Genomic DNA, 24,376 nt, shown 5'->3' with positions numbered 1-24,376 from the left:
TGTGGTCAGCGGACGATGAAGTCCTGGTTGGTGCCCGGCGCGTTCTTGCACTGCCACTGGTCCAGTTGCCGGCCCGCGTTGCCGTCGGCGCCGTAGACGTCCAGGCATAGACCGCTGTTCTTGTTCTGGAACTCGTAGGAGCCGTCGGACTGCCGCACGGGCAGCCAGAGGCTGTTGGCCACCGCACCGGGGGCTTGCTGGACGATGTCCGGGACGCCCGCCGCCGTGGAACTGCCGGCCACCGCCACGTCCTGGCCGGAGTCCTGGGCCCGCAGTTCGCCGTAGCCGCCCGAGGCGGGCACGAACCGGAACTGCTGGTTGCCCTGCCCGGTGCAGGTCCACTGGTCGATCGCCGCGCCCGCGTCGGCGGAGTTGCCGTACACGTCCATGCACAAGTTGTCGTTGGCGACCACGAGTTGGTGGTAGCCGTCCGGGAAGCCGCCGGCGGACGAGGCCGGTGTCAGGTAGACGGCGAACGCGTCGTGCGCGCTCTGGAACGTGAACGGTACGGTGATCGAGCCGCCCGAGGTGCTCACGTTCTGGTCGTACACGGTCTGTGGCGCATTGAGCGGCGCCTGGTCCGGAATGCGGTGCACGGTGACGTGCACGCTGCCGGCGTTCGCCAGCCAGGGTACGGACCGCAGTCCGTCGAAGGTCACGGACGCGGCACCGGTGTTTCCGTTCGAATCGCCGATGACCGCCACCGCTCGCTTGGCGGAGGAGTCCTCGGAGGCCGAGATCGCCGTCGAGCCGACCTGACCGGAGGTGTCGACGAGGGTGCCGGTCATGTCGGCATAGTCCCGAAGCGCCCACCAGTTGCCGGTCGGCTGCCAGCTGCCCCCGCTCTGGGTCAGGACTCCGGTCAGATTCGGGATGACGCAGCACACCCAGTTGCCGCGCATCGCGTTGGTGTACCCGGACTGCGCGAACCGGGCCAGGTACCACGCTGTCACCCCGGCAGTCTGCCGGTCGGCCGGCTGGTACTCGTTCGAGGACAGCGGCAGCGGACCGATGCCCGCCTCTGTCAGGGCGCTGTTCAGGGTCCGGGCGACGGTGACCGGGTCGTCGACATCGCCCTCGTTGTGGTTGGCGATCACGTCCGGCACCGTCCCGGCCGCCTTCACGTGCGCGAGCCAGGTCCGCCATTCACCCGGGTTGCGCTCCGGAGTGAACGCGAGTGACGGCCCTACGATCTGCGCCCCGGGGGCGATACGCCGGATCTCCCGGTAGGCCGTGTCCCACATCTGGAAGTACTGGGCGCTGTTCACACCCCGGGGCCAGAAGACGGAGATGTCCGGCTCGTTCCAGATGTCGTAGGAGAACGTGAGCCCCGAAGCCTGCAGCGCTCCCACCGTGGAGTCGATGAAGCGGACCCAGTTGGAGCAGTCCCCGTTGTCGCACGGGTACCTGGTGTTCGACGGCTGGCCGCCGTTCGCGCCGTAGATGTCGCTCACCAGCACCTGGTACTGCGCGTGATAGGGCGGCCGGGTGAGCCGTCTCGCCTGCGCGATGATCGAGTCGACGTCGGCCCGGGTGGCCGAGCTGTACTGGTAGCCATCCCTGATCCAGCCGCCGGAGAACCATCCGCCGCCGCGGAAGGCGTTGATCCCCAGCGGCTGGAGGAACTGGTCCGCCGGCCGGCTGCCGTCTTCGCTGATGCCGTAGAGGAACCCCTCCCCCACTCCGGTCGACGGCCCGCGGGTCGACGCCAGGTGCACGCTCAGCGACTTGTCCGAGGCGGCCTGGCTCGTGGCCGTCGGCAGCAGCGGCAGCACGAGTGCCAGCACGATGCCGGCCACCAGTGCCAGACGGCCGGATCTCGCTCTCGTCCTCATCCGATCCTCCTGCGATGGGGCGCCGCTGCGCTGCGGCGCGCGTGCCTCACCGGGTCAGCTCAGTGACCATTGCTGGTTGGACCCGCCGTTGCAGGTCCAGGTGATGACCTTGGTGCCGGGGCTGATGCCCTGGCCGGAGGCGTCCAGGCAGAGCCGGCTGCCGCCGGAGTAGACAGTGAGCTCGTGGGAGGCGGTCTGGGACCAGGTCTGGTTCGCCGCGCCGGTGCAGTCCCGGATCTGCGTCTGTGTTTCGCGGCGCCCGCGCACCCGCCCGCACTGAGCACCCCGATGTCGCGGTAGCTGCGACCGGAGGAGCGCTGGATCCGGTACAGCGGCCCGTTGTACGAGCGAAAAGCGCCCTGGTCGTGGAGTGCGCCGTCACACACGGCGTACCGCCCGCGGCATGTATGCCGCACGGAAGCGACGCGTCGGCCGCGAAGGCGTTCGCCGATCGAGATCGGCCTGCACCCAGGGACCACTGTCGGCGCAGCCGCCGAACCAGCACTCGGTACCGAAGTTGATCGCGTCCATCGCCCGGCCGTCGACCTTCCGGCTCGTCTCGCTGTTGCCGTAGTTGAAGCAGCAGTCACTGTTGACGTGGGTACCGCTGGTCACCATGTACGCCCCTTCGGGTGCGGCACCGGTCGGCACGCCCGTCAGGTGACCGTCCCGCCAGTAGCTGTTTCCGGGCTTGACGTACAGCGAGTACGCCTTGGCGCCCCCGGCGGTCAGCGGCTGGGAGGTCGCCTTCGCGGGGCTGCTCTGACTCGATCCCGGGACCTGGGCCGATCCCTGGTAAGCGTGGTCCACGAGCCGCGGGGCTCCGAGGCGGAGCGGATGAAGGCTGCATTCTGTTCCTTGGATATGCGGGGAAGGGGACAGAGAGCGCCGTGCCTGTCAGGGTGTTCAGAAGGGGCGTCGACCGCTCCCGTCAGCGGGCCCGAGAGCACCCACAGGGAACACCCAGACATCCCATGTCGCATAGTGATCCCACAGGGTCATCCCACTGTCAATAGAGATGTCTCGCCGATTCAGAACCCGATCCATCCCATGTTTTACCTAGGTCAGACCTGTGGGGGCGCGAGTGTTCATCGCCGCTGGTCAAACGCCGCCGTTCTTCCCTCCGTTCCCGCGGTGCTTCTACGGCGGGACGCCTCGAAGGAGGCTGAGCTTCTCGTCCTGCGCCACGAAACGCCGTGCTACGACGCCAGTTGCAGGGGCGAGTACGGTACGAGTCCGCCCGTCGCCCGTGGTTCGCGTCCGTATCTTCGCTGATCCCCCGCCACCAGTGGGCCAGCGTTCGGGATGCTGTCCCTGTTCGCCGAGCTCCAGCGCGAACCGATCGTTGCAAACACCAACGACGGGCTCGCCTCCGCACGAGCCCGCGACATGTTCGGCGTGCCACGGTCGACGATGTACGGGCACCTCGACAAAACCAAGACCGTGCCTCGCCAGCCCAAGAAAACCACGGCCATGAAGCCCTGACCGCTAGGAGTCCGGGGCCGAGTAGGGCCGATCGCCTTCACCCGGCCGCTTGCGAACTTGGCTGGATGAGTCCGGTCTCGTAGGCGATGACGACGAGTTGGGCGCGGTCGTGTGCGTGCAGCTTGGTGAGCAGGCGGCTGACGTGAGTCTTGACGGTGGCGACGCTGATGTTGAGTTGTGCCCCGATTTCGGTATTGGAGTGACCTGAGGCGACGTGGACGAGGATCTCCCTCTCGCGGGGCGTGAGGGGGGCGAGGAGAGAAGGCAAGGCGCGAGGTTCGGCAGCGGGTCGGTTGACGAAGTCCCGGATGAGACGTCGAGTCACGCTCGGGGCGAGGAGGGCGTCGCCGGCAGCGACGGTGCGGATACCGGCCAACAGCAGTTCGGGCGGGGTGTCTTTGAGGAGGAACCCGCTGGCGCCGGCTTTGAGGGCCCCGAAAACGTAGCTGTCGAGGTCGAAAGTGGTAAGGATGAGGATCCGGATGGCCTGTGTTGCTGGGTCTCCCAATAGTTGTCGGGTCGCCTCGATGCCGTCCATGTTGGGCATTCGGATGTCCATCAGGAGGACGTCGGGCAGATGCTGTCGTCCGGTCGCCACGGCATCGAGGCCGTTGCCGGCTTCGGCGACGACTTGCATGTCCGTTGCGGCGTTGACGAGGACGCTGAAGCCGGCACGCACGAGGACCTGGTCGTCAGCGACGACGACCCGGATGGTCACGGCCGGCCTCCGGGTGCGGATGCCGGTGGCGCGGGCGGATGCGCCGGGACAGGGGTGGTGCTCACGGGGTCTTGGTCGTCCGTCTGTAGCAGTGCTTGGACTTGGAAGCCGTGGCCGTGGCGGCCGGCGCGCACATAGCCGCCATAGAGGGCCGCGCGCTCGCGTATGCCGATCAATCCGTGTCCGGTGGCGGTGTGAGGTTCGGGATGCGTTCGTGGGTTCGGCTTGGAGGGGCCGTTATCGGTGACTTCGATGAGCAGGTCCTCGGTCCGATATTCGATGCGAAGCCTGGCCTGGGTAGGGCCGGCGTGGCGGACGATGTTGGTGAGGGCTTCCTGGGCGATGCGATAGGCGGACAGGTCCACTCCAGCGGGGAGTGGGCGGGTCGGGCCGCGGACGTCGAGGCACAGGTCGACGCCGGCGCGGCGGATCTGGTCGGCCAGTGCGGCGATATCGGCCAAGCCAGGGGTAGGGGCAAGTGCGGGGTCGATGGCGTGCTCGTGGCGTAGTACCTCGACGAGCAGGCGCATCTCGTGGAGGGCCTGGCGGGTGGTGGTCTCGATGATGCCGAGTGCTTCCTTGACTTGGGCAGGGTCGGTGTCCATCACCATGCGTGCGACGCCGGCGCGCACCGCGATGATGCTCATGGAGTGCGCGACGATGTCGTGCAGTTCGCGGGCGATGACCAGGCGTTCGTCGATGGCGGCCTGGCGGACACCGGCAGCGTGCTGGCGTTCGCGCTCGGCCTGTTGCTCGGCGGCTGCGAGGAGCCGGTTTCGGCGCTCGCGCGCGGCCAGGCCGGCGAACCATCCGACACACACGATCGCGACGTTAGCGACTAGTACGGCCGGCAAGCTTGTTGAGGAGACATGTCCGATGCTGATCCCGGCGGCGGTCAGCAGGCTGGCGATACCGGGGCGAGACCACCACAACACGTACTCGCCCGCCAGGGCGGCGGTGTAGGCGGTGACGGCGACGCAGACTGATACCTGCGGTGCGCCACCGACCGCGGCAACCACGAAGGCGCAGAGCGTCGCCACGGCGAACGACCAGCGAGGATAGAGCCGACGGGCGGCGACGGTGAGGGCGGCGATGACGATGCCCGTGGTCCGCAGCGCAACCTCTGCGGCGGCGGGATGCTTGACGCCGCTGCGGGAGTCAGCGAAAAGCAGGCCGATGCACAGCAGTACCGCGACACCGATGTCGAGGAGGACCAGGGGGCGAGGTCCTCTGGTGGCGAATCGGTGAATCGCTGATGTGAGACGGGGCTCGGACATTTTTTCACGTTACCTGCGAGGGCGGTAGCCGGTCGTCGGGTCACGGTCGCATCGGCGCATACACCTCGGACTGTACACGGTCGGGCGGTACCGCCCTGGTCGGACGCCCGAGTCCATCCCGCAGCCTGACGCCCTCGGGCCTACTCGACGGCAGGCTTCCAGACACGAAAACCCGCTGGCCGCGCGGGCGCCTCCGATCACCGCGAGCGCCTCCGATCACCGCCAACCCTCCAAGATCGCATCGCGAAGGAACAACCGTGTCCCATACCAACGACCATCCGATCCAGCCCATGCGAGGCACCCGATGAGCGTGCTCGCGCGGTGGTGTTTCCGGCACCGGTTCATCGTCATCGGCGCCTGGCTGCTGATCCTGGTGATTCTCGGGGTCACCGGCTCCTCGGTCGGCTCGCGGTTCTCGGACCAGTACTCCTTGCCGGGTACCGAATCGACCAGGGCCGCCGATCTGCTGGAAACGCAGTTTCAGCGCAGCTCGGGGGATACGGACACGATCGTGCTCCATACCAGGAGTGGCAGTGTGACCGACCCGGCCGTCCAGACCAGCGTCGGGGGCGTGCTGGCCCAAGTCGCCAGGGTGCCCGAGGTCGGCGCGGTGGTCAGTCCGTTCACCCCGCGGGGAGAGACACAGATCAGTCCGGACCAGAAGACCGCCTACGCGACGGTCACCTTCACCGAGCAGAGTCAGAACCTGGACACCGCGAATGTCCAGAAAGTCGTTGACTTGGGCTCGACGCTGCGTAGCGACACACTGCAGGTGGAGTTCGGTGGGCGGGCGATCGGCCAACTCGAAAAACCCTCGACGTCGACCGCCGAACTGATCGGCATCGTTGCCGCCGCGATCGTCATGCTAGTCGCGTTCGCGTCCGTGCTGGCGACGGCCATCCCGCTCATCGCCGCCGTACTCGCGCTGGGCAGCGCGCTTTTCAGCATCGATCTGCTCACCCATGTGATGAGCATCGGTACCAACGCCCCGATCATCGCCGCGTTCATCGGGTTGGGTGTCGGCATCGACTACGCGCTGTTCATTGTCGCCCGGTATCGCAACGGCATCCGGGCCGGGCTCAGCCCGGAGGAGGCCACTGTGGCTGCCATGAACACCTCTGGCCGGGCGATCGTATTCGCCGGCGGCACTGTCACGGTCGCGATGCTTGGCCTGCTCACCCTCGGGGTCAGCGTACTGTCGGGGATCGGGCTGTCGGCGGCGATCATGGTGGCTTTCGCCGTTGTTGTCGCCGTGACTTTGCTGCCGGCTCTGTTCGGGGTGTTCGGGATGCGGGTGCTGAGCCGCCGCCAACGCGCCCGACTCAGGCGTGAAGGACCGAGCGATGTCAGCGCCTCCGGCGCATGGGCCCGCTGGGCCGGATTCGTCCAGAAGCGGCCGGTGCCGCTGACGATCGCCGCGACGATGATCTTGGTGATGCTGACAATCCCGTTCTTCTCCATGCGTCTTGGGTCCTCCGACGCCGGCAACAACGCAGCCGACACCACAGCCCGCAAGGCCTATGACCTGCTTGCCGACGGGTTCGGCCCCGGCTACAACGGCCCTCTGCAACTGGTGGCAAAGGTCCCGTCAGCAGCGGCGGCGAGCGACTTCACCCAGTTGGAGCAGACGCTCAAGGATGTCCCGGGAGTAGCGTCGGTGAAGGCTGGGCCGGTCGTCCCCAGGGCGACCGTGCGGACCCTGCAGGTCACGCCCACCACGTCGCCACAGTCGAAGCAGACGTCCGATCTCATCGACACGCTGCGCGACCATGTGATCCCCAGCTACCAGAAGGACGGGCTCAGCGTCTACGTCGGTGGGCAAACCGCCGTCTTCAAGGACTTTGCGTCCGTGCTCGGCGGGAAGCTGCCGCTGTTTGTCACCATCATCGTCGCACTCGGGTGCCTGCTGCTGATGCTCGCGTTCCGCAGCGTGGTCGTGCCGCTCACCGCGGCGGCGATGAACCTGCTCTCGGCCGGCGCCGGGTTCGGAGTCGTGGTCGCGGTCTTCCAGTGGGGCTGGGGCTCCTCGGCCCTGGGCGCGGGCGCCGCAGGCCCAGTGGAGTCGTTCCTGCCACCGATGATGTTGGCGGTGCTGTTCGGGCTGTCGATGGACTACGAGGTCTTCCTGGTCAGCCGCATCCATGAGGAATGGCTGCACACCGGCGACAACGATCTCGCGGTCCGGCGCGGGCAGGCTGCGACCGGGCGGATCATCACGGCCGCTGCGATCATCATGATCTGTGTGTTCATGGCCTTCGTGTTCGGCGGCTTGCGCATCATCGCCGAGTTCGGTCTCGGCGTGGCCGTCGCCATCCTGCTCGACGCCGCGGTGGTTCGTACGATCCTCGTCCCGGCGGTCATGCAACTCTTCGGGAAGTGGAACTGGTACCTTCCCCGGGCGGTCGACCGGGTCCTGCCCCACGTATCCGTAGAAGGACCCGGCAACGCGCCGACCGCCGGCGAACCGGAACTCGAGGCAGCCGACCAGCGCAGCACTTGATGCGGAAGTCTTCATCGTGGCTTGGCCGGCTGCGGTCCTTGGCCGCCGGGCTCTGCATCGCGGGTGCGGTGGGTTCGGTCCTGGTCGACGCGGTGGCGATATGGGCGCGGGCACGCTCTTGTCCCTCCTCACCGGGCAGATCCGGCAGGGGTGGCCAACGCTGTCCCGGCCGTTCTCGGCAGTGCCGCCTTCCAGCAGGCATGGAAGGCGGCACTGCCGATCAGTCATGCCGAACTCATCGCGGTGCTGCGCCACCACAACAAGATGCTGACCCTGCCGGCATCAAACCTGCCCGCCGACCTCCCTGTCCCGGTCACGTTGATCCAGAACCAGGATCTAAAAACTTGCCATTCTTTGATCATCACGCTCCGCCACCGCAACGCCGCTGCCGACGTCACGCGGTACCCACGTGTCGCTTACGGCGTCAACGCAGATCACCGACGATCGATCGGCCGGTAGCACAGGGGGCGCGTACGTGCTCCCGGAGCTGGGCCACCACGCGTTGATGGAACCCGCACGGCGCCCGGAGGGACGGATCCACTTCGCCGGCGAGCACACCTCCTACGAGCCCAATGGCGGGTCCATGAACTACGCGCTGGAATCCGCCGTCCGGGTTCTCCTCGAGCTGTCGGGCTCGTGATGTCGCACGCCGCCGGGACGGCCGGCCGGTCACTGACGGCCGAGGCGGGCGCCGAACCGCCGCAACACCTCGCGGAACTCCGCGGGCTCCTCGACGCGGAAGTCAGCGTCGAGAAAGGCGAGACGCGGCAGGAGCCACTGCCAGGAGTCGAGCATGAGGACGGCGTGGGTCCCGCCTCCGGCAGCCGCCGTGATGTCGATGTCCTCATGCGCGAACGCGTCCGCCACCTCCGTCATCGGGGCGTCGATCGTCACCACCACACGCTGCCGGTTTCTGTTGATGCCCTGGCGGAGGTAGTCGACGCCGGTCCCCGCGGGCAGCGCGCGCGGTGCGAACGTCCTGCTCTGCGCCTGGAGTTCACTGACGCGGTCGATGCGGAACACGCGCCAGTCCTCCTTGTCGGTGTCCCATCCCAGCAAGTACCACCTCAGGAGCAGGTGGATCTGGCGATAGGGCTCGACCCTGCGCGAGGTGGCCATCCCGTTCGCGCCGACGTAGTGGAACTCCACGACGCGCTCGTGCGTGATCGCTTCGGCGAGCGTGCTCATCGTCTCCGCGCTGATGCTCGGCGTCGGCGTCGGCGTCGTCTCCAGGCTGGTGCGCAGCGCAGCCACGCGGGGGCGCAGCCGCTTGGGCAGGTACTGATCGACCTTGCCGTAGGCGCGGATCGCCGCGTCGTCGACGCTGCCCTCACGCGCGTTGCCGGTCGCGCCGAGGGCGGCCAGGCCCAGGAGGGTCGCGATGGCCTCGTCGTCGTCGAGGAGCAGCGGGGGTATGGCCCGCCCGGCCGTGAGCCGGTAGTAGCCGCCCGGGCCTGGCTGCGTCTCGACCGGGTATCCGTAGCCGCGGAGCCGGTTGATGTCGCGCCGCAGGGTGCGCGGGGGGACGTCCAGCCGGGCCGCCAGCTCCTCACCCGTGAACGTCTTGCCCGACTGCAGCACGCCCAGCAGAGCGAGGATGCGTTGCATGACGTCGGCCATGACCGCATCGTCGCAGACAGTCGCGGCCACTTTCCGTCCACATCTCGCAGTACGGTCCTGAATATGTCCAACCAAGGGATCCAGATCAGGCGAGCCCGTACCCACAACCTGCAAGACCTCGACGTGGACGTGCCCCGCTCACAAGTCGTGGTCTTCGTCGGCGTGTCGGGCTCGGGCAAGTCGTCGCTGGTGTTCGACACGATCGCAGCGGAGGCGGGCTACCAGCTGCACGAGACGTTCCCACCCTACATCCGCAACCGGCTGCCGAAGTGGACCCGCCCCGAGGTCGGCGCGATCGAGGGGCTCTCCCCGGTGGTGGTGATCGACCAGCGGCGCCTGGGCGGGAACGCCCGCTCCACGGTCGGCACGATCACGGACACCTGGACCTACCTCCGGCTGCTGTTCTCCCGGGTGAGCACACCGCACGTCGGCGAGTCCAGCCACTTCTCCTTCAACGACCCGGTCGGCATGTGCCCCACCTGCTCGGGCATCGGCGAGGTCGTGGCCAGCGCCGTCGACCGTTTCATCGACCCGGACAGGTCGCTGCGCGAGGGCGCCGTCCTGCTGCCCGGGTTCGCCGTCAACGGTTACTGGTACACGAACTTCGCCGACATCGACGTCTTCGACGTCCACAAGCCGCTGCGCCGCTGGAGCCGGACCGAGCGGGACGCGCTGCTGTACGGCATCGGGTCCGCCGGGTCGCTGGCGAACCGGCTGCCCAAGGGCTACCAGGGCGTCGTCGAGCGATTCGAGCGCATCTACCTGCGCACCTCCGACGACATGAACGAGCGCAAGAAGGAAACCCTCGCCAAGTTCACCCGTTCCAAGGTGTGCCCGGACTGCTGCGGGGACCGTCTCAACAAGGCGAGCCGGGCGGCCACGGTGCTCGACCACACCATCGGCGAGATGGCGCGGATGGAGGTCGATGAGCTCGCGGAGCTGATGACGAGCGTGACCGACGCAACCGTGGCACCGGTGGTGGCCGCGCTGACGGAACGACTCCAGGCGATGATCACCATCGGGCTCGGCTATCTCCACCTCGGCCGCGCCACCACGACGCTCTCGGGCGGCGAGTCCCAGCGGATCAAGACCGTCAAGCACCTGGGCAGCAGCCTCACCGAGATGCTCTACGTATTCGACGAACCCACCGTCGGACTGCACCCCCACGACATCTCCTCCATGACCGAGCTGCTCAAGCAGCTCCGGGACAAGGGCAACAGCGTCCTCGTGGTCGAGCACGACCCCGCCGTCATGGCCATCGCCGACCAGATCATCGAGGTCGGGCCTCTCGCGGGCGCGCACGGCGGAACGCTCGTCTACCAGGGCAGCTTCCGTGGCCTCCGCACGGCCGGCACCGCCACGACGGCGGCGCTGTCACAGCGCCGGCCCATCAAGGGCGATCCGCGGACGCCGCGGGGACACATCACCGTGGCCGACGCCACGCGCAACAACCTCAAGAACGTGACCGTGGACATTCCGACGGGCGTGACAACCGTGCTCACCGGCGTGGCCGGCTCCGGGAAATCCAGTCTCGCGAGCGAACTCGTCGCCCAGCACGACGCGGTCGTGATCGACCAGAAACCGGTCAGCACCAACCGCCGCTCGACCCCGATCACCTACGCCGGGATCGCGACCCCCATCCGTAAGGTTTTCGCACGCCACAACCAGGTCCCAGCCGGCCTGTTCAGCGCCAACTCCGAGGGCGCCTGCCCCGAGTGCAAGGGCCTCGGGATCGTCTCCACCGACCTGGCGTTCATGGAGGATCAGGAGACGGTCTGCGAGACCTGCCAGGGGCGCCGGTTCAGGCCCGAGGTCCTGCAGTACCGGGTCGACGGGCTGTCCATCGCCGACATCGACGACCTCACGGTCACCGACGCCATCGACCGGCTCTCCGATCGCACGGTCACGAAGGCGCTGCGCCACCTCGACGAGGTCGGCCTGGGCTACCTCCGGCTCGGCCAGCCCCTCACGTCTCTCTCCGGAGGTGAATGCCAGCGCGTGAAGATCGCCAAGGAGCTCCGGGACTCAACCGACCCGACCCTCTACATCCTCGACGAGCCCACTACCGGCCTGCACCTACGCGACATCGACACCCTACTGAGCCACCTCGACGGCCTGGTGGACCACGGTCACACCGTCGTGCTGATCGAGCACAACCTCGACGTCATCCGACGGGCGGACTGGATCATCGACCTCGGCCCCGGTCCCGGGAAGCGCGGCGGGCAGATCCTCTATCAGGGACCCGTCGCCGGCATCACCTCCACGGCCACCGCCGAAGCGCTGCACGAAACCGTCTGATCCTGCCGCCATGGCACCGCCCGGGACAACGCACGGCCCCAGAAAGGGCCTTTTACTCACCCATCGGTCACTCAAGCCGGTGCTTTCGCCTGGGCTTGTCCGGCCGATCATGTGACTAGTGCCGCATCAGGCAACGTTCGCCCTACTGTGATGCGGCGTGCCGTTGATCGATAAGGCTTCGAGGACGTGTTCAGGCTGGTGACCCTGGAGGTTCCCTCATGGCCGTCGAGTGGGTTCGGCTCAAGCTCGACCTGGATGCGTTCGACGATGCCCGATTCGAGCCTTACGTCCAACGCTGCCAGCAGACTGGCATCGCGTTCACGACCATGGCAGCTGTCGGCGACACAGTTGAACATCGGCGCGCGCTGTACGACCTGAACAAGACGTGCTCCGCCGACATCCCAGAGCGGGGGGAGTTCTACACGTTCACCGAGTACCTCGCCCAGCGCATCGAGACTCCGACCTACGACCCCCAGGGCGTCGTTCTCGCCCTGGACGGCGGGTCATGGGTCGGCATGGCAACCACGTCGCTCCAACCCGAAGGGCACGCCCTCAGCGAGATGACCGGGCTGCTGGCCAGCCACCGGGGAAGGGGAATCTCGCTGGCCATGAAGCTCCTGGCCATCGGCTTCGCGCGGTCTCACGGCATGCACTGGCTGAGGACCTTCCACCACCCTGACAACGCAGCGGCCATTGGCATGAACCGACGGCTCGGCTTCGTCAACGACGAGCCACAGGTCGCAACCACGTGATGGTCTTGCACGTCAGGCGACATTCGCCCTGCGCACAACTAACTCTCCGCAGGCGCTCGTCGGTGGCATGCTTGTTCCGCCAGATGATGTAGCGGCGGATCATGCTGCCCTGCTCCTTGTGGTCGGCATGGTCCGTGCCGTCCAGTGCGAAGTAGCACAGGGCCGTGAACTGGGCCTCTATGCGGTTGAGCCAGGAGCTGTTGGTCGGCGTGTAGGCGATCTCGACATTGTTCGCGGCAGCCCGGACGTACCCGCTCAGCCACCAGGACAGCATGGCGGATACACGCCGCCCAGACCTGCCCCAGACGGCGAGTCACGGCAGGGCGAACGTTGCCTGATGCGACACTAGTCCGCGTCCGAGTTGTTGATGTGGCATGGGGCGAGGGGATCCGGTTTCTGCTCGAGTCAGCCGAGTTCGGCCCCTGGACCGTGCCGGGATGCAGCACACGGCGCAACGGGTTGGGACCCAGCAACCCCTCTGTCTCGAGTTCAGCCCAGTCCGCGGCGTTCTAGTGCAGCACGGACCTTGTTGAGCCCCTCCACTCTCCAGTGGTCCCGGTCAGGCATTTGGTCGTCTCGGCGCCAGCGCCAGGCCGAGAACATGGCCCAGTTCAGTGCGCGGCACCAGTGAATCAGGGTGTGGTCAGCCCCCGGATAGTGCTTACCCACTTCTTCGGGCGCATGGGCGAGGTCGAACTCGATCGGCCCACGGCAGCACGTGGCGAGGTCTACGAAAAGTGGCCCCCTCCTCGTGTTGAGGAGGTTGCCCGGATGCGGCTCGCCGTGCAACAGCTGGTCGCCGGCCTTCTCGGTGCTGATCGTGGCGCTCAGTCCACTGAGCGTGTCGCTGAGGAGTTCCCGGTCAGAATCGGCCAGCTCGGGGGACTGATCCCGGTCGTTCACCGCTCTGAGTGCCGCGGCGACTCGATCGGTGAAATGCGGTGCATTCAGATCGATCTGGCGCAGGGCTGCATGCTGCCGCAGGAGCACGTCTGCGTAGTCAGCCGGCGCGATCTCTGATTCCACAGGCTCGTAGTAGGTCCAGAGCGAGATGGCGAAGGCATCACGCACATGGACTCGGGGGCCGACCCGAGGCTCGAGCTCAGCCACCGGAGCGTCGACGTCGGCGAGACGGCGGGCAACCTCTACTTCGAACTCGGAATCAACCAGATGCCCCGGAGGTGCGACCCGAGCCAAAACATCGCAAGGGACCAGGCGCAGCGCGACGCGATCCGAGTTGTGGATGACGACCACATCGTCGACCTGAAGGCCCAGCTCCGAAGCAGTCGCCCGTCCTGCCTCAACTGCACGGCGGAGTTCCAGTGGCTCCATACCGTCCTCCCTCTTGTTGAGTACGCATACACGTCTGGGGGACAACAGCGACGCCCCCGATGTCTTCGCGAACACCATTCGGCGCCCGAACCCGGCCCCGGCCCCGGCCCCGGCGATAAGCATTGCAGGGAAGGACCTGCACGGGCCTTGGTTTTCTTCCGCCTATCGTGTGACCAGTGCCGCATCAGGCAACGCTCGCCATGTCGTTGGGGGCGTAGTCAGTGTCGTCGGCTCGCTGGTGTCCGTCAGAATCGGCGCATGCTGAGAGTTGGTTCCGTTGTGCTGGGTGTCTCGGATGTGCCGCGTGCGGCCGCGTTCTGGATGGAGGCGCTGGGATACGTCCCGCGCGAGGAGATGGAAGACGACTGGGTGGTGCTGGTGCCTGCGGAAGGGACCGGGGTGCAGCTGGCGCTCGGTCTCAGCAAGACACCAGTCCAGGAGCATCCGCGCATCCACCTGGACCTGTATGCCGGGGACGCGGCCGACCAGGCCGCCGAGGTCGAGCGGCTGGTGTCCCTGGGAGCCCAGCGCGTCGACTGGGATCTTTATCCGGACGACGCCGACTTCGTCGTGCTCGCCGATCCCGAGGGGAACCGCTTCTGCGTCATCGACACCGGTCACCACTGACGGAGATCGAAGGCAACTGAACGGCAGAACGGGTGCGGGTGCGGGAGATCAACAGTGACGAGGGGCAGCGGCTGCTGCGGATCGTCCGTCGAGGCACGGGGTCGGTGGTGACCTGGCGGCGCGCGCAGATGGTGCTGTTGTCCGCGCGGGGTATGAGCGTGGCGAAGATCGTCGAGGTGACGTTCACCAGCGCTGACCGGGTTCGGGATGTGATCCACGACTTCAACGCCGACGGCTTCGATTCGCTTTACCCGAAGTGCAGGGGCGGTCGGCCCAAGGGGGTGGTCGACGACATCAGCCACGAGGGCCCTCGCGCCCTGCTCCGCGAGGAGGGCGTGTCGTTTCAACGCGTGAAGACGATGTGGACGATCACGTGATTCCCCAGGGGCTGTGGTCGCGTGTGCGTGAGGTTTGTCGGATGCTGGAACCCGCCAGGTCCCTTGGTGTGAAGACAGCCGCGGCAATGCGGAGATGAGGTGGCAGCGCCGACCACAGCTCGTCGAGGAGGTCGCCGCTGGTCTCGGCAGTGGTGCGGATCTCCGTGAATGGGGCGCCGGTGGCGATCTCCTGTCCGTTCGGGTGGTAGGTCGTCATGAGCACTCCCTCGCTGGGAGGCAGGTCGCTGATGTGCAGGGTGAGCCGGTTGGTGGCGGTACGGTTTCCGGCGCTGTGTCGGGCGGCCCCGAACCAGGCTTGGCCGCCTTCATGGTTGTCCGCGATCACGGTCAGGCGGGGGTGAAGATCGGGGGGTCGGGTTCGTAGTCCAGTCCGTCCAGGGCCAGGAGCGGAGCCTGTCCGCAGGCGAGTCGGTCGGCGACGGTGGAGACCTGCTCTCCGTTGCCGAAGACCAGCCAGTTTGGACTCTGACGGGCGGCGACGTAATGCCGCAGGTGGTCGTGTTCGCGTGCGTCGGAGGGCGCGACGATCAGCTCGCCTGCGGAGGTGCGGTGAAGAGTGCGGGCCTGGGAGGCGGGACTCCGCCCGGTGAGGAAGTAGGCGCCGAGCGTGGTGCCGTCGCCGGTGGTGCACCACAGCACGCCGCGGCCAGGGTAGTCGTTATCGGCCAGCACGTTTTTCAGCAAGTCCACTGTGGTTGCGCCCCTTTGCATGATGGCTTCGCGTCGCGAAGTCGGCGGTGATATCCAAGCGGATCAAGGTGCCTCCGGCACGCCCGCCGTATGGTCTCCTGATCCCCGCGTCTCGCGCGTGGATCATCGCGGAGCCCTATCATGAGCCTGCTCTACCGACTTCGGCTCGTCAGGGTTAAAGTCTGCGATCGCCCTGACGCGGGCGGGGCTGCCGGTATTGTCCGGGATATGAACAGCATTGAACTGTGCGAGGTAATAGCAGACTTCGGGCGCCTGCTCGGCCGTGTCGAGGAGACTGGCGAGCGGGTGTGTATCACCGACGGCGGCGAGCCGATGGGCGTGCTCCTCCCAGCGGCCGAGCTGGCCGATCTGGAGCACTTTGCGCAACGAGTACACGGCGGCCCGAGACCCCGGCCGAAAACGGTGCAGGAGCGTCCGGTCGGCCCGGAGCAGCAGGGCTCTTATATTCGGTATATGCATACCGACGGGGTGCGGATGACGTTCACACGGGACCGCGTGGTCGTGGCCGAGCTTCGGTCCCTGGACGAGCTTGACTGGCTGGAGGGCAACGCGCGCACCGGCCGCCAGGGCTACATGGACCCGAAGCAGGCGGCCGCGTTCGAGGAGTTCCTCACTCGCCAACCTCCGGTCGGCGATGGCATAGCGTGGATCGCCGACGACTGGAGAGCCCAGGAGCCCTTCACGGTGCTCGAATTCATCAAGGGCCCGGCCGCCGAAGAGGTCGCACTCGCCTACGGAGCCGACGCTCAGGACATCACCGACGGGCTGTTGCTGCACCAGGTGCGAGAGTGGGATGCACGCGACGGTACTGACGACCTCCTTCGCGTGCTCGTTTTCGGGGAAGCAGCCGGGTGGACGTGGCTGGGCTACCACAACTTTGACAACGCCTTCTCTCCCCTCCTCAACCCGCCTCCCCCGCAGCAGATCACCCTGACCGCGACCATGGCCAAGGCCATCTACGACTTCAGCTACAGCAAGGACGGGGTGTACCAGAACCCCTTCCCGATCGAGGACCGCGCTGACGCACGGCGAGACATGTACGAGCTCATCTGGTACACCCCGGGTGAGACACCATTCGCCCCGAACGCGCCTCTGGGCTTCCTCAACCCGCACATCCGCCGCGCGGAAAAGGAAACAGACTGGGCGGACAGCATTCCGCTGTTCTTCGCCGGACTGGAACGCGCCTTCAACCTGTCCCTGCCCCGGGACGCGATCACATCCGGGCACGTGCGTTGCGCCCGCCCCGCCCGCCGCTGAGGGGACAACGTCCTACCAGTACAGCCCGTGGGGCGAGCGCCCGGATGCTGGTAGCCAAGAATTGAAAGGCGTGCAGCACAGCGCGGTGTCGTCGTTCGCTCCGCGGCCGCCCTGTCCCGAACCGGCGAGAGCCCCACCGTGCGCTTGCCGAGAATTTCATCCGCCTTGGTCAGAGCGGGTACACCGAGTTCCACGGTCGTCGGCCACGGTCGCTCGTGCAGACGCTCTCGCGTAGCCGGTGGCGAGCGACCGGGACAAGGATGCGGAGATCCTGGCTCTCCGTCATCAGATCACGGTCCTGGAACGCCAACTCGGCAAGGGAAAGGCCCGGTTCAGCCCGAGCAACCCGGTCGGCCTCGCGCCGTGCGCTCCATCCGGACTCTCCCGACCGGAGCTCCAGCACCGCGGGCGACCTCGGCTGCCGCGCACGGTTCATGATCCGGGACCGGGACGGGAAGCTCCCCGACCTTTTCGATGCCGTCCTCAGGGACGCGGGGATCGAAGTCGTCCTCAGCGGCATCCAGGTGCCACGAATGAACTCGATCATGGAGCTCTGGATACCGACCTGTCACCGCGTGACCTGCACCGATGAGGTTTCCGGCAAGGGCAGAGGCCGGCCGCGCGGAGTCGGCCGACCAACTCGGTCAGCCGGGAGGCGAGGGCTGTCAGGTCGACGGTTTCGGGGCCGGCTGTGGGGGTGTGGGTGTCGAGGCGGGCGATCAGTACGAGGCTGACGAGCCCGGCCAGCAGCAGGCGGTCGGTGGTCTTGGTGATTGCCTCGGCTGTGTTCGGGAGCACCACCACATAGACCCGCAGCTTGGCGTCGGCGGCGACGCCCAGAGCGGCGACTTTGTCGCTGCTGAGTTCATCGGCGCTGATATCGGCGGACATGACCATGTAGGTCCCGCCGGCCATATCGAATCTGTCCCTGGGGTTGTCGTCGCGGCGCACCGGTATGCGGATGGGACGGATCGTCAAGAGCCTGGGATCCCTGGCCTCCGATGGGGCGGGCAGCACACATGGCGGGTGCCGGGATCGAAGTCGTCCATGCCTTCGCCGTAGGCGACAGCGGTGCGTCGGCCGGTCGCGACGACCTCGTACGGCACGGCGCTTCTGCGAACGGGAACCACACCCTCGTTCAGCTGATCGACGAGAGCCCAGAGCTGTTCCTGGGCTTGTTCTTCGGCGATCCGCGTGCCCTCGCGGTAGACCTCGCGGTGTACCCACCAGCCGATGCCGGCCAGGATGACGGCGGCGGTCGAGGCGACGGCCAGGGCTGCGGAGGGCGCTGACGCGCGCCTCCACCAGGTTGGGATCCCGGGCTTCGCCGGGCCACGCGTGATAGAGCAGATCCGTTTTGGAGACCGCCTGGCCCGCCCGGCGGGCCAGCAGCTCCAGCACGGCGAACTCCCGGGGTGTGAGTTCCACCCGGGCCCCGGCCCGGCGGCAGACCCGGCCGGCGACATCCGACGAGAGGTCGCCCACGGCAAGGACGGGCGGGGCGCGCGGCGGCTCGTCTGACCAGTGCCCGCAGCCGTGCGACGAGCACCATGCAGGAGAAGGGTTTGGCCAGGTAGTCATCAGCCCCCGTGTCCAGGGCCTCTGCCTGGTCCCACTCCCCGTCCTTGGCGGTGAGGACCAGGATGGGGGTCGCGTTGCCCTCCCGGCGCAGCTGGGCGCAGACCTTGTAGCCGTTGAGTCCGGGCAGCATCAAGTCCAGTACGATAAGCACGTATTCGCCGGTCCGGGCCATCCACAGTGCCTGTCGGCCGTCATGGGCGAGGTCGACGCTGTAGCCCTCGGCGGTCAGGCCGGTGTGCAGGGTGTGGGCAAGGTCCACCTCGTCTTCGACCACCAGGATGCGCATGTGGTGCGGCCATGCACAGCGTCGGCCCGTCTTCCTGATCGGCCGGTCAGGTTGGGTCAGCATCCGGTCAATGAGGTCCGGGCACGCTGGCGGAGTGTCTTCGCCACTGCTGAAAGGCCCTGTCGCCGATGTCCTGTGATGAACGTGGCCCCGCCGTGGTCAGGACGGTTTCCCCTCCCGTACCCGCCCGCCGAAAATCACCGAGCCCGGCCAAAGCCGTTGTCGTCATCGCGCCCTTGTCGCTGACCAGCGCTCTATTGATCCGAAACCCGCCTGAAGCGGAGAGGATCTCGAGCCGCGGCCCGAAAGTCTCCCTCGCTAAGTTCAATGAACTGAAGTGGCACGCGTCCGATGATGCGAAGAGCACCTCGGCCACGGAAGATTCTGTAGCCCGCTGGAGCGAGTACATGAACTCGGCGGGATTCGACTGTCCAGCACCGTGGCCAACTGAGGACGGATGGACTAATTCGACGAGATCGAGACGGCGAACACCCGTCGCCAGCAAAATGTTCGAGCAATTCTGGCCGATCATCGAGCCAGAATTCAATCAAATTGCCCAGCGGGACGTTCGTCAGCTCCACAAAAGTTCCGCGGGAAACACTGAACGGACGACCATTGCCTCTCTCCGTATCGGCGGTCCAGCCGCCTGTAGATAGTGTTCATGCCGGCAGATTCGCATGGGCGCGTACACGCTGGCGCCAACACTACGTCCCGATTTCGGCTACCGCCCTGGCCCTGCCGCTGTATGCAGTATGGGCCGCATATCTGGCAACAGGTGGCGGTGATCTTGCCGCGCAATTTTCATGGGCGGATTTCGTCTCCCGAAACCCCGGATCCCCCTACAACCTGGGCTGGTACGGGGGCATCCATGTCGGCAACTACAGTGTAATTGCGCCGCAGTTGATGGCCGTTCTTGGTGTGCGGACCGTCACTGCGGGGGCGGGAATCATTGCCACGTGGCTCACGGGGCGTGTGTTCGTACGTAGCGGAGTAAGTCGTCCGCTGTGGCCTTCACTCCTGGCGGCCCTGTCTCTCTGGGCGAATGTCGCATCGGGGCGCTCGACTTTCGCACTGGGCGTGACTCTGGCACTAGTGTCCTGTCTTAGCCTCGCAGGTTCCAGCCGGCGCTTGGTCCTGGCATCGGCGTTCAGCGCCCTGGCAACTATGGCTAGTCCCGTCGCAGGGCTGTTTCTCCTGGTCCTTGGGGCAGGGTGGCTCTTGAACCGGGATATTGGAAGGGCTATCGCTGTTTGTGCACCGCCTGTCGCAGTGGTCGCTTTGACGATCTTGCTCTTTCCTTTTAGCGGCGTAATGCCCATGGCAATGGGCAACATTTGGAAGCCAGCTCTCTTCGGAATCGTTCTGGCGCTACTGGCACCGCGAGAGTGGAGGACTCTACGTTTCAGCTCCGCGGTTTATGCGTCAGGTGTGGTTTTGACCGGACTGATTTCTTCGCCTGTCGGTTCCAACGTAATCCGTCTCGCTGAACTATTCGGGCCTCCGGTGCTTCTCTGCGTGCTGCTCGAGCGCGGCGTTCGAATAGCGTCAAGGGTAGCTATCGGGCTTTCCCTCGCTCTTTCTGTGCAGTGGGTGACGGCACACACTATCCATGTGCTCAATATGTCGACACCTGTGCCGTCATGGGCGTCCCACACGCAAGGTGTACTGAAAGCACTCGACCGTTTGCACGCGGACCGCACGCGTGTGGAGGTAGTGCCTGCTGTCAATCATCGTGAAACCACCGTACTCGGTCCTCACGTGAATCTGGCACGGGGGTGGAATCGTCAGCTCGATGTAGAACGTGGGGGCCTGTTCTATGAAAACCAGTTCACGATTGGGAAATATCGCGCATGGCTCGACAAGTGGGCGGTAGGTTATGTCGTCTTGCCGGGGGGTGAGCCTGACTGGGCGGCAAAAGACGAAGCCAAACTCGTCCGCAGCAGACCAAGCTGGCTGGAGCCGGTATGGCACGACTCCCAGTGGCAGATTTTTCGGGTGAAGGGTGCCAGGCCAATCATCTCAGGTGCGGATGCGTCAGTCGTCAGCAGCGACAATGCAAAAATTGCAGTACAAGTTCCCAAGCCCGGCATGGTTAGGTTCCGTATCCCCTATTCCCCCTGGCTACGCACCAGCGCTGGTTGTATCGAGCGTGATGGTGACTGGATCCGTTTTAAAGTTTCCACACCAGGGCTGTATGAAATCGGCAGCTCCTATGCGGTGCCTTGGCAAGGGAACTGCTGACGTGAGAGGGGAGAACAGGGGTGGCGGAGCAATGACATCCGATCAGGCGGGAGACGTCCGGGCGGATCCGCCCGTTCCCGAGGATCAGGGGCGGGAAGTCCCGGCTCGGCGCGAGGACATCGCATCCTCGGGCATGAGCCCTAAGAGCTCGTAACACGATCATGGGCAGGTCTTCTGGAGGCGTCTCCAGCAGATGAGGCCGCAGGCCAACGAGACGAACGCGTCGTGGAGTTCGGTTCGGCGTTCCCAACGGACGGCGAGGCGCTTGAACTGGTGGAGCAGGGCGAAGGTCTGCTCGACGACGGATGGGGTCTCCCCTGCTCGAGCGAAGCCGAGAGCTTGGGGAAGGAGTCTGCCCAGGCCCTTGATATTCGGGACGCCCTTGCGGGAGATGACCGGCAGGATCCGCCGCTTGCGCAGTTCCCGCCGGTTGGGATTGGAGTCGTAGCCCTTGTCACCGAGGAGTGAGTCGAGGTGGCGGCGCGGGCGGCCGGGCCGTCCGGCCACGGGGGGGGATGCCATCGACCAGGGCGAGGGTCTGGGTGACGTCGTTGACGTTGGCCGCGGTGGTGATGACCTTGGCCGGGGTGCCGCTCCGTCGCAGATCAGGTGGTGTTTGCTGCCCATCTTCCGCCGGTCGACCGGCGACGGACCAGTGCCGGCGCCCCCTTTTTCGCGCGGACGTGGGAGCCGTCCACGCACGCGCGGGACCAGTCGAGTTCGCCGGCCGCGTTCAGCTCGGCGAGCAGGACGCGGTGCAGTTGGTCGAAGACCCCAGCCTGCTGCCAACGCTCCAGGCGCCGCCAGCAGGGCCGTCCGGAGCCGAACCCAAGCTCCAGCGGCGGGAGTTGCCAGGCTATTCCCTGGCCTGGGCATGGATGGGGATCTTGGTGATGTCAGGGCGTAACGGGGAGGCTAGCGAGGTGCCGCGAGTACGTCCCGGAGTACGTTCTCGAGCGTGACGCGGGCCAGCTCGTGCCTCAGGGTCTCCTCGATGCCCTCGTAGATGCCCTGCATCGCCGGCTGGATGCCGTAACCCACCACGCATCCCTGGTCCGGGGTGGTGCGGTGCATCGCGAACAGCGGGCCGGGTTCCACCGCCTCGTACACGTCGAGCAGGGTCATCGACCCCAGCTCGCGCGCCAGCGACCAGCCCGCGCCCACGCCCCGCCGGGACTCCACGAGCCCGGCCCTGCGCAGCTCGCCGAGCAGCCGCCTGATCACCACGGGGTTGGTGTTCGCGCTGGTCGCGATCTGCTCGGAGGTGGCGACCTCATGGCCCTGGCGCTGGTAGAGACCGATCCAGGCCAGCGCGTGGGCGGCAATGGTCAACCTGCTGTTGGCACTCATGAACCCCTCCTCTCGGCCGCAACGCTTTATGTTACGACACCACAGTCGTAACAGCGAAGGTTGCAACAATCTGTCGTAACAATTAATGTTGCGACTATCGGGAAGGGTCAATCAACGAGGTGAGAAGAATGAGCAAGCCACTCACAGGCAAGGTCGCCCTGGTCACCGGGGGGTCGCGCGGACTGGGAGCCGCGACCGTACGACTGCTGGCCGAGCAGGGCGCCGACGTCGCCTTCACCTATGTCAGCTCCGAGAAGCAGGCGCAGGCTGTCGTCGACGAGGTGCACGGCAAGGGAGCCAAGGCCGTCGCCTTCAAGTCCGACCAGGCGGACATCAGCCGGGCGCCGACGCTGATCGACGACGTGGTCGCGCACTTCGGCGGCCTGGACATCCTCGTCAACAACGCGGCGATCTCGGTGGAGCAGGGCCGCACGGTGGACGACCCGGACGCCGACACCGCCGCACTGGACCGGATGCACGCCACCAACTACCTCGGCGTGATCGCCGTCATCCGGGCCGCCTCCCGGGTGCTGCGCGCGGGAGGCCGCATCATCACGGTGAGTTCCGGACTGGGCTCCCGGGTCGGCGCCCCGGGCCTTGCCGACTACTCGGCGACCAAGTCAGGGATCGAGAGGTACACCATGGGGGTCGCACGGGACCTCGGGCCCCGGAACATCACGGCCAACGTCGTAGAGGCCGGACTGATGGAGGGCGGTATGGAAGGGCCGGACCCCGAGACCCTCAAAGCCCTGGTCAGCTCGCTGTCTCTGCAACGCATGGGTCACCCCGAAGAAATCGCCGCGGCGATCGCCTTTCTGGCGAGCCCCGCCGCGTCGTACGTCACAGGCGCGGTGCTGGACGCCCACGGTGGCTACAACGCCTGAACCGGAACCCCTGCCGCGCGCCCCGAAGGACATCGCGCCTTCGGGGCGCGCACCGCCAACGACCCGCGTGTGCGCGGACGGCTCCCACGTGCGCGCGAAAGACATCCCACGTCGAGCAGCCCGGAAACCTACGGCTTCCTGCTGGACGACGCGGCCAACGCCGTCCACTTCTGGCCCGGTCGCGGCCTCAACAGCGGCCTCGCCTCGGCGACTTCGCTGGCGCGCCCGCTCGGCCGCACCTGGCAGAGCCGACTGCTGCGCGACGCCGACTTCATCCGACCCGAGGCCGCGATGTCCATGCTCCAGTACCGACACAAGAGCCGCGCTTGGAACGCCATGGTCACCACCGACGAGCAAGGTGCCTCGCACGCCATCAAGGACGTCGTCGCCCGGAGCACGGAGCGGCAGGCGGCACCCGATCTCGTGGCCGACTCCTCGACGGAACAGGCCGACCTGGAAGCCTTGCCGGAAACCCTCACACCCCAGGGCCCGGCAAAGTCGTGGTGATGTCCGTTCCGGCCGGATAGGCATAGAAGCGCCGGTTGCGGAAATGTTCAGGCGCGCGGCAGTACGCCCAGGAGCGCCGAGGTGAAGGAGTCCCGCAGAGCGTCACGTAGCTCCAGGTGGAGCACGCCGAGGGCAGGCTCGTCCGCGTAGGCGGCGAGGAGGCTGGGCGGTGGCGGGACGTACGCCGACAGGGCACCCGCCGAGACCAGGCTCATCAGGCAGAACAGCTGCGCGCCGTCGCCGAGCTCGGGTACGTGGCGGCACACGAGCTCGGTCATGGCCGCGAGCCTCGTGAGGGAGGAACGCTTGTGCCGCTTGACCACCTCGACCGAGACGTTGCGTTCAAGGACGCCGCCCTGCGCGCCGAAGAGGTCGCACAGCACCACCCGGCCCGCCAGCGACCGGCTGAGGATCTCGGCTAGCTGGCCCGCCCGCACTTCCGGCGCCGCATGCGCCTCGATGCCCGCGGCCAGCTCGTCCGCCAGCTCGGCGAGCCAGCTCTCCAGAAAAACGTCCAGCAGTTCGAGCAGCACCGCCTCGCGCGACTCGAAATACCGCAGGACGTTCGACTTGGCCAGGCCCACCCGTCGGCTGAGCTCGTTGAGGCTCACCTCGGCCACGGGCATCTCGCCGAGCATCGCCGCCGCCGTGTCCAGGATCGCCCGGCGGCGGATCTCCCGCTGCTCCTCGCTTCGCGCCCGCTGAAATGTCACGCCC

The 24,376-nt window shown here is 66.7% G+C and carries 23 protein-coding genes and 7 pseudogenes; 13 read left to right on the top strand and 17 right to left on the bottom strand.

What is annotated here, in order from left to right:
* Positions 1–5: 5 nt before the first annotated feature.
* From ACFV2X_RS27940 to ACFV2X_RS27925, 4 genes and pseudogenes are all read right to left on the bottom strand, one after another.
* A complete protein-coding gene (locus ACFV2X_RS27940) occupies positions 6–1,835 on the bottom strand; it encodes an RICIN domain-containing protein (protein ID WP_385621411.1) in 1,830 nt (609 codons plus the stop codon).
* 54 nt (positions 1,836–1,889) lie between these two features.
* A complete protein-coding gene (locus ACFV2X_RS27935) occupies positions 1,890–2,102 on the bottom strand; it encodes an RICIN domain-containing protein (protein ID WP_385621409.1) in 213 nt (70 codons plus the stop codon).
* A 38-nt stretch (positions 2,103–2,140) separates the two neighbouring features.
* A pseudogene (locus tag ACFV2X_RS27930) lies at positions 2,141–2,217 on the bottom strand (arabinofuranosidase catalytic domain-containing protein); the annotation flags it as partial.
* A gap of 68 nt (positions 2,218–2,285) precedes the next feature.
* Positions 2,286–2,642: pseudogene (locus ACFV2X_RS27925) on the bottom strand (arabinofuranosidase catalytic domain-containing protein); the annotation flags it as partial.
* A gap of 498 nt (positions 2,643–3,140) precedes the next feature.
* On the opposite strand from ACFV2X_RS27925, the gene ACFV2X_RS27920 reads away from it, so the two are divergent.
* On the top strand, positions 3,141–3,320 hold the full coding sequence (locus ACFV2X_RS27920; protein WP_385621407.1) for a hypothetical protein: 180 nt from the start codon (positions 3,141–3,143) through the stop codon (positions 3,318–3,320).
* Positions 3,321–3,357: 37 nt separating this feature from the next.
* Here ACFV2X_RS27920 and ACFV2X_RS27915 read toward each other — a convergent pair whose 3' ends face one another.
* Positions 3,358–4,038: a response regulator gene (locus ACFV2X_RS27915; protein WP_385621405.1), complete on the bottom strand. Its 681-nt coding sequence runs from the start codon at positions 4,036–4,038 to the stop codon at positions 3,358–3,360.
* Positions 4,035–5,315, bottom strand: coding sequence for a sensor histidine kinase (locus ACFV2X_RS27910; protein ID WP_385621403.1), 1,281 nt, complete (start codon positions 5,313–5,315; stop codon positions 4,035–4,037). The genes ACFV2X_RS27915 and ACFV2X_RS27910 overlap by 4 nt, the downstream gene beginning before the upstream one ends.
* A gap of 304 nt (positions 5,316–5,619) precedes the next feature.
* Between ACFV2X_RS27910 and ACFV2X_RS27905 the strand changes: the two genes are divergently transcribed.
* From ACFV2X_RS27905 to ACFV2X_RS27895, 3 genes are all read left to right on the top strand, one after another.
* Positions 5,620–7,815 carry an MMPL family transporter gene (locus ACFV2X_RS27905; protein ID WP_385621401.1) on the top strand — a complete coding sequence of 732 codons (2,196 nt, stop codon included), beginning with the start codon at positions 5,620–5,622 and terminating at the stop codon, positions 7,813–7,815.
* A 150-nt stretch (positions 7,816–7,965) separates the two neighbouring features.
* Complete coding sequence (locus tag ACFV2X_RS27900; protein WP_385621398.1) at positions 7,966–8,274, top strand: hypothetical protein; 309 nt, start codon at positions 7,966–7,968, stop codon at positions 8,272–8,274.
* Positions 8,225–8,455 (top strand): FAD-dependent oxidoreductase, encoded by a 231-nt coding sequence (locus ACFV2X_RS27895; RefSeq protein WP_385621396.1) that lies wholly within the window; start codon positions 8,225–8,227, stop codon positions 8,453–8,455. The genes ACFV2X_RS27900 and ACFV2X_RS27895 overlap by 50 nt, the downstream gene beginning before the upstream one ends.
* A 29-nt stretch (positions 8,456–8,484) precedes the next feature.
* Here the strand turns inward: ACFV2X_RS27895 and ACFV2X_RS27890 are convergent, their stop codons facing one another.
* Positions 8,485–9,435: a helix-turn-helix transcriptional regulator gene (locus ACFV2X_RS27890; protein WP_385621394.1), complete on the bottom strand. Its 951-nt coding sequence runs from the start codon at positions 9,433–9,435 to the stop codon at positions 8,485–8,487.
* A 63-nt stretch (positions 9,436–9,498) separates the two neighbouring features.
* On the opposite strand from ACFV2X_RS27890, the gene ACFV2X_RS27885 reads away from it, so the two are divergent.
* Complete coding sequence (locus ACFV2X_RS27885; RefSeq protein WP_385621392.1) at positions 9,499–11,733, top strand: ATP-binding cassette domain-containing protein; 2,235 nt, start codon at positions 9,499–9,501, stop codon at positions 11,731–11,733.
* A 218-nt stretch (positions 11,734–11,951) separates the two neighbouring features.
* Positions 11,952–12,485 carry a GNAT family N-acetyltransferase gene (locus ACFV2X_RS27880; RefSeq protein ID WP_385621390.1) on the top strand — a complete coding sequence of 178 codons (534 nt, stop codon included), beginning with the start codon at positions 11,952–11,954 and terminating at the stop codon, positions 12,483–12,485.
* Here ACFV2X_RS27880 and ACFV2X_RS27875 read toward each other — a convergent pair.
* Together ACFV2X_RS27875 and ACFV2X_RS27870 are read right to left on the bottom strand one after the other, a co-directional pair.
* Positions 12,454–12,726: pseudogene (locus ACFV2X_RS27875) on the bottom strand (hypothetical protein); the annotation flags it as partial. The gene ACFV2X_RS27880 and the pseudogene ACFV2X_RS27875 sit on opposite strands and share 32 nt — an antisense overlap.
* A 248-nt stretch (positions 12,727–12,974) precedes the next feature.
* Complete coding sequence (locus tag ACFV2X_RS27870; protein WP_385621388.1) at positions 12,975–13,817, bottom strand: phosphotransferase; 843 nt, start codon at positions 13,815–13,817, stop codon at positions 12,975–12,977.
* Between the two features lie 258 nt (positions 13,818–14,075).
* Between ACFV2X_RS27870 and ACFV2X_RS27865 the strand changes: the two genes are divergently transcribed.
* Together ACFV2X_RS27865 and ACFV2X_RS27860 are read left to right on the top strand one after the other, a co-directional pair.
* Positions 14,076–14,444 (top strand): VOC family protein, encoded by a 369-nt coding sequence (locus ACFV2X_RS27865; RefSeq protein WP_385621385.1) that lies wholly within the window; start codon positions 14,076–14,078, stop codon positions 14,442–14,444.
* A gap of 71 nt (positions 14,445–14,515) precedes the next feature.
* A pseudogene (locus ACFV2X_RS27860) lies at positions 14,516–14,812 on the top strand (helix-turn-helix domain-containing protein); the annotation flags it as partial.
* A 1-nt stretch (position 14,813) separates the two neighbouring features.
* On the opposite strand, the gene ACFV2X_RS27855 reads toward ACFV2X_RS27860, so the two are convergent.
* Both ACFV2X_RS27855 and ACFV2X_RS27850 read right to left on the bottom strand, forming a co-directional pair.
* The gene (locus tag ACFV2X_RS27855) at positions 14,814–15,038 is read right to left on the bottom strand and encodes a hypothetical protein (RefSeq protein ID WP_385621383.1); all 225 of its coding nucleotides are present in this window, start codon (positions 15,036–15,038) and stop codon (positions 14,814–14,816) included.
* Positions 15,039–15,169: 131 nt separating this feature from the next.
* The gene (locus ACFV2X_RS27850) at positions 15,170–15,532 is read right to left on the bottom strand and encodes an IMP cyclohydrolase (protein ID WP_385621380.1); all 363 of its coding nucleotides are present in this window, start codon (positions 15,530–15,532) and stop codon (positions 15,170–15,172) included.
* A gap of 141 nt (positions 15,533–15,673) precedes the next feature.
* Between ACFV2X_RS27850 and ACFV2X_RS27845 the strand changes: the two genes are divergently transcribed.
* Positions 15,674–16,810 carry a type II toxin-antitoxin system Phd/YefM family antitoxin gene (locus ACFV2X_RS27845; RefSeq protein ID WP_385621378.1) on the top strand — a complete coding sequence of 379 codons (1,137 nt, stop codon included), beginning with the start codon at positions 15,674–15,676 and terminating at the stop codon, positions 16,808–16,810.
* Between the two features lie 410 nt (positions 16,811–17,220).
* Positions 17,221–17,385, top strand: a pseudogene (locus tag ACFV2X_RS27840) (integrase); the annotation flags it as partial.
* A 139-nt stretch (positions 17,386–17,524) separates the two neighbouring features.
* Here ACFV2X_RS27840 and ACFV2X_RS27835 read toward each other — a convergent pair.
* The 3 genes and pseudogenes from ACFV2X_RS27835 to ACFV2X_RS27825 form a co-directional block, all read right to left on the bottom strand.
* Positions 17,525–18,084: pseudogene (locus tag ACFV2X_RS27835) on the bottom strand (two-component sensor histidine kinase); the annotation flags it as partial.
* Positions 18,085–18,088: 4 nt separating this feature from the next.
* Positions 18,089–18,677, bottom strand: a pseudogene (locus ACFV2X_RS27830) (response regulator transcription factor); the annotation flags it as partial.
* Between the two features lie 67 nt (positions 18,678–18,744).
* Positions 18,745–19,209: a hypothetical protein gene (locus ACFV2X_RS27825; RefSeq protein ID WP_385621376.1), complete on the bottom strand. Its 465-nt coding sequence runs from the start codon at positions 19,207–19,209 to the stop codon at positions 18,745–18,747.
* 902 nt (positions 19,210–20,111) lie between these two features.
* Here ACFV2X_RS27825 and ACFV2X_RS27820 point away from each other — a divergent pair.
* Positions 20,112–20,918, top strand: a complete 807-nt coding sequence (locus tag ACFV2X_RS27820; RefSeq protein ID WP_385621374.1) for a hypothetical protein — start codon at positions 20,112–20,114, stop codon at positions 20,916–20,918.
* Positions 20,919–21,077: 159 nt separating this feature from the next.
* Here ACFV2X_RS27820 and ACFV2X_RS27815 read toward each other — a convergent pair whose 3' ends face one another.
* Entirely contained in the window at positions 21,078–21,440 is a 363-nt protein-coding gene (locus ACFV2X_RS27815; RefSeq protein ID WP_385621372.1) for a transposase, read from the bottom strand.
* 393 nt (positions 21,441–21,833) lie between these two features.
* The gene (locus ACFV2X_RS27810; RefSeq protein WP_014182561.1) at positions 21,834–22,268 is read right to left on the bottom strand and encodes an Rrf2 family transcriptional regulator; all 435 of its coding nucleotides are present in this window, start codon (positions 22,266–22,268) and stop codon (positions 21,834–21,836) included.
* 128 nt (positions 22,269–22,396) lie between these two features.
* Between ACFV2X_RS27810 and ACFV2X_RS27805 the strand changes: the two genes are divergently transcribed.
* Positions 22,397–23,152 (top strand): SDR family NAD(P)-dependent oxidoreductase, encoded by a 756-nt coding sequence (locus ACFV2X_RS27805; protein ID WP_385621369.1) that lies wholly within the window; start codon positions 22,397–22,399, stop codon positions 23,150–23,152.
* Positions 23,153–23,221: 69 nt separating this feature from the next.
* The gene (locus ACFV2X_RS27800; RefSeq protein ID WP_385621367.1) at positions 23,222–23,659 is read left to right on the top strand and encodes a hypothetical protein; all 438 of its coding nucleotides are present in this window, start codon (positions 23,222–23,224) and stop codon (positions 23,657–23,659) included.
* A 47-nt stretch (positions 23,660–23,706) separates the two neighbouring features.
* Here the strand turns inward: ACFV2X_RS27800 and ACFV2X_RS27795 are convergent, their stop codons facing one another.
* Positions 23,707–24,372 carry a TetR/AcrR family transcriptional regulator gene (locus ACFV2X_RS27795; RefSeq protein ID WP_385621365.1) on the bottom strand — a complete coding sequence of 222 codons (666 nt, stop codon included), beginning with the start codon at positions 24,370–24,372 and terminating at the stop codon, positions 23,707–23,709.
* Between the last annotated feature and the right edge of the window lie 4 nt (positions 24,373–24,376).

It is taken from the genome of Streptomyces sp. NPDC059679 (assembly GCF_042734105.1).
In the GTDB taxonomy this organism is placed as follows: domain Bacteria; phylum Actinomycetota; class Actinomycetes; order Streptomycetales; family Streptomycetaceae; genus Streptomyces.
Note: the sequence above shows the minus strand (reverse complement) of the source record. Positions and strands in the feature narration are given on the sequence as shown.

Bases quoted from the DNA above. Each gene is read 5' to 3' on its own strand.
- ACFV2X_RS27910 (WP_385621403.1), bottom strand. From the start codon at position 5,315: ATGTCCGAGCCCCGTCTCACATCAGCGATTCACCGATTCGCCACCAGA.
- ACFV2X_RS27815 (WP_385621372.1), bottom strand. From the start codon at position 21,440: ATGGCATCCCCCCCCGTGGCCGGACGGCCCGGCCGCCCGCGCCGCCAC.
- ACFV2X_RS27890 (WP_385621394.1), bottom strand. From the start codon at position 9,435: ATGGCCGACGTCATGCAACGCATCCTCGCTCTGCTGGGCGTGCTGCAG.
- ACFV2X_RS27880 (WP_385621390.1), top strand. From the start codon at position 11,952: ATGGCCGTCGAGTGGGTTCGGCTCAAGCTCGACCTGGATGCGTTCGAC.
- ACFV2X_RS27855 (WP_385621383.1), bottom strand. From the start codon at position 15,038: ATGACGACCTACCACCCGAACGGACAGGAGATCGCCACCGGCGCCCCA.
- ACFV2X_RS27805 (WP_385621369.1), top strand. From the start codon at position 22,397: ATGAGCAAGCCACTCACAGGCAAGGTCGCCCTGGTCACCGGGGGGTCG.
- ACFV2X_RS27810 (WP_014182561.1), bottom strand. From the start codon at position 22,268: ATGAGTGCCAACAGCAGGTTGACCATTGCCGCCCACGCGCTGGCCTGG.
- ACFV2X_RS27870 (WP_385621388.1), bottom strand. From the start codon at position 13,817: ATGGAGCCACTGGAACTCCGCCGTGCAGTTGAGGCAGGACGGGCGACT.
- ACFV2X_RS27885 (WP_385621392.1), top strand. From the start codon at position 9,499: ATGTCCAACCAAGGGATCCAGATCAGGCGAGCCCGTACCCACAACCTG.
- ACFV2X_RS27940 (WP_385621411.1), bottom strand. From the start codon at position 1,835: ATGAGGACGAGAGCGAGATCCGGCCGTCTGGCACTGGTGGCCGGCATC.
- ACFV2X_RS27845 (WP_385621378.1), top strand. From the start codon at position 15,674: ATGAGCCTGCTCTACCGACTTCGGCTCGTCAGGGTTAAAGTCTGCGAT.
- ACFV2X_RS27825 (WP_385621376.1), bottom strand. From the start codon at position 19,209: ATGATCGGCCAGAATTGCTCGAACATTTTGCTGGCGACGGGTGTTCGC.
- ACFV2X_RS27865 (WP_385621385.1), top strand. From the start codon at position 14,076: ATGCTGAGAGTTGGTTCCGTTGTGCTGGGTGTCTCGGATGTGCCGCGT.
- ACFV2X_RS27905 (WP_385621401.1), top strand. From the start codon at position 5,620: ATGAGCGTGCTCGCGCGGTGGTGTTTCCGGCACCGGTTCATCGTCATC.
- ACFV2X_RS27920 (WP_385621407.1), top strand. From the start codon at position 3,141: ATGCTGTCCCTGTTCGCCGAGCTCCAGCGCGAACCGATCGTTGCAAAC.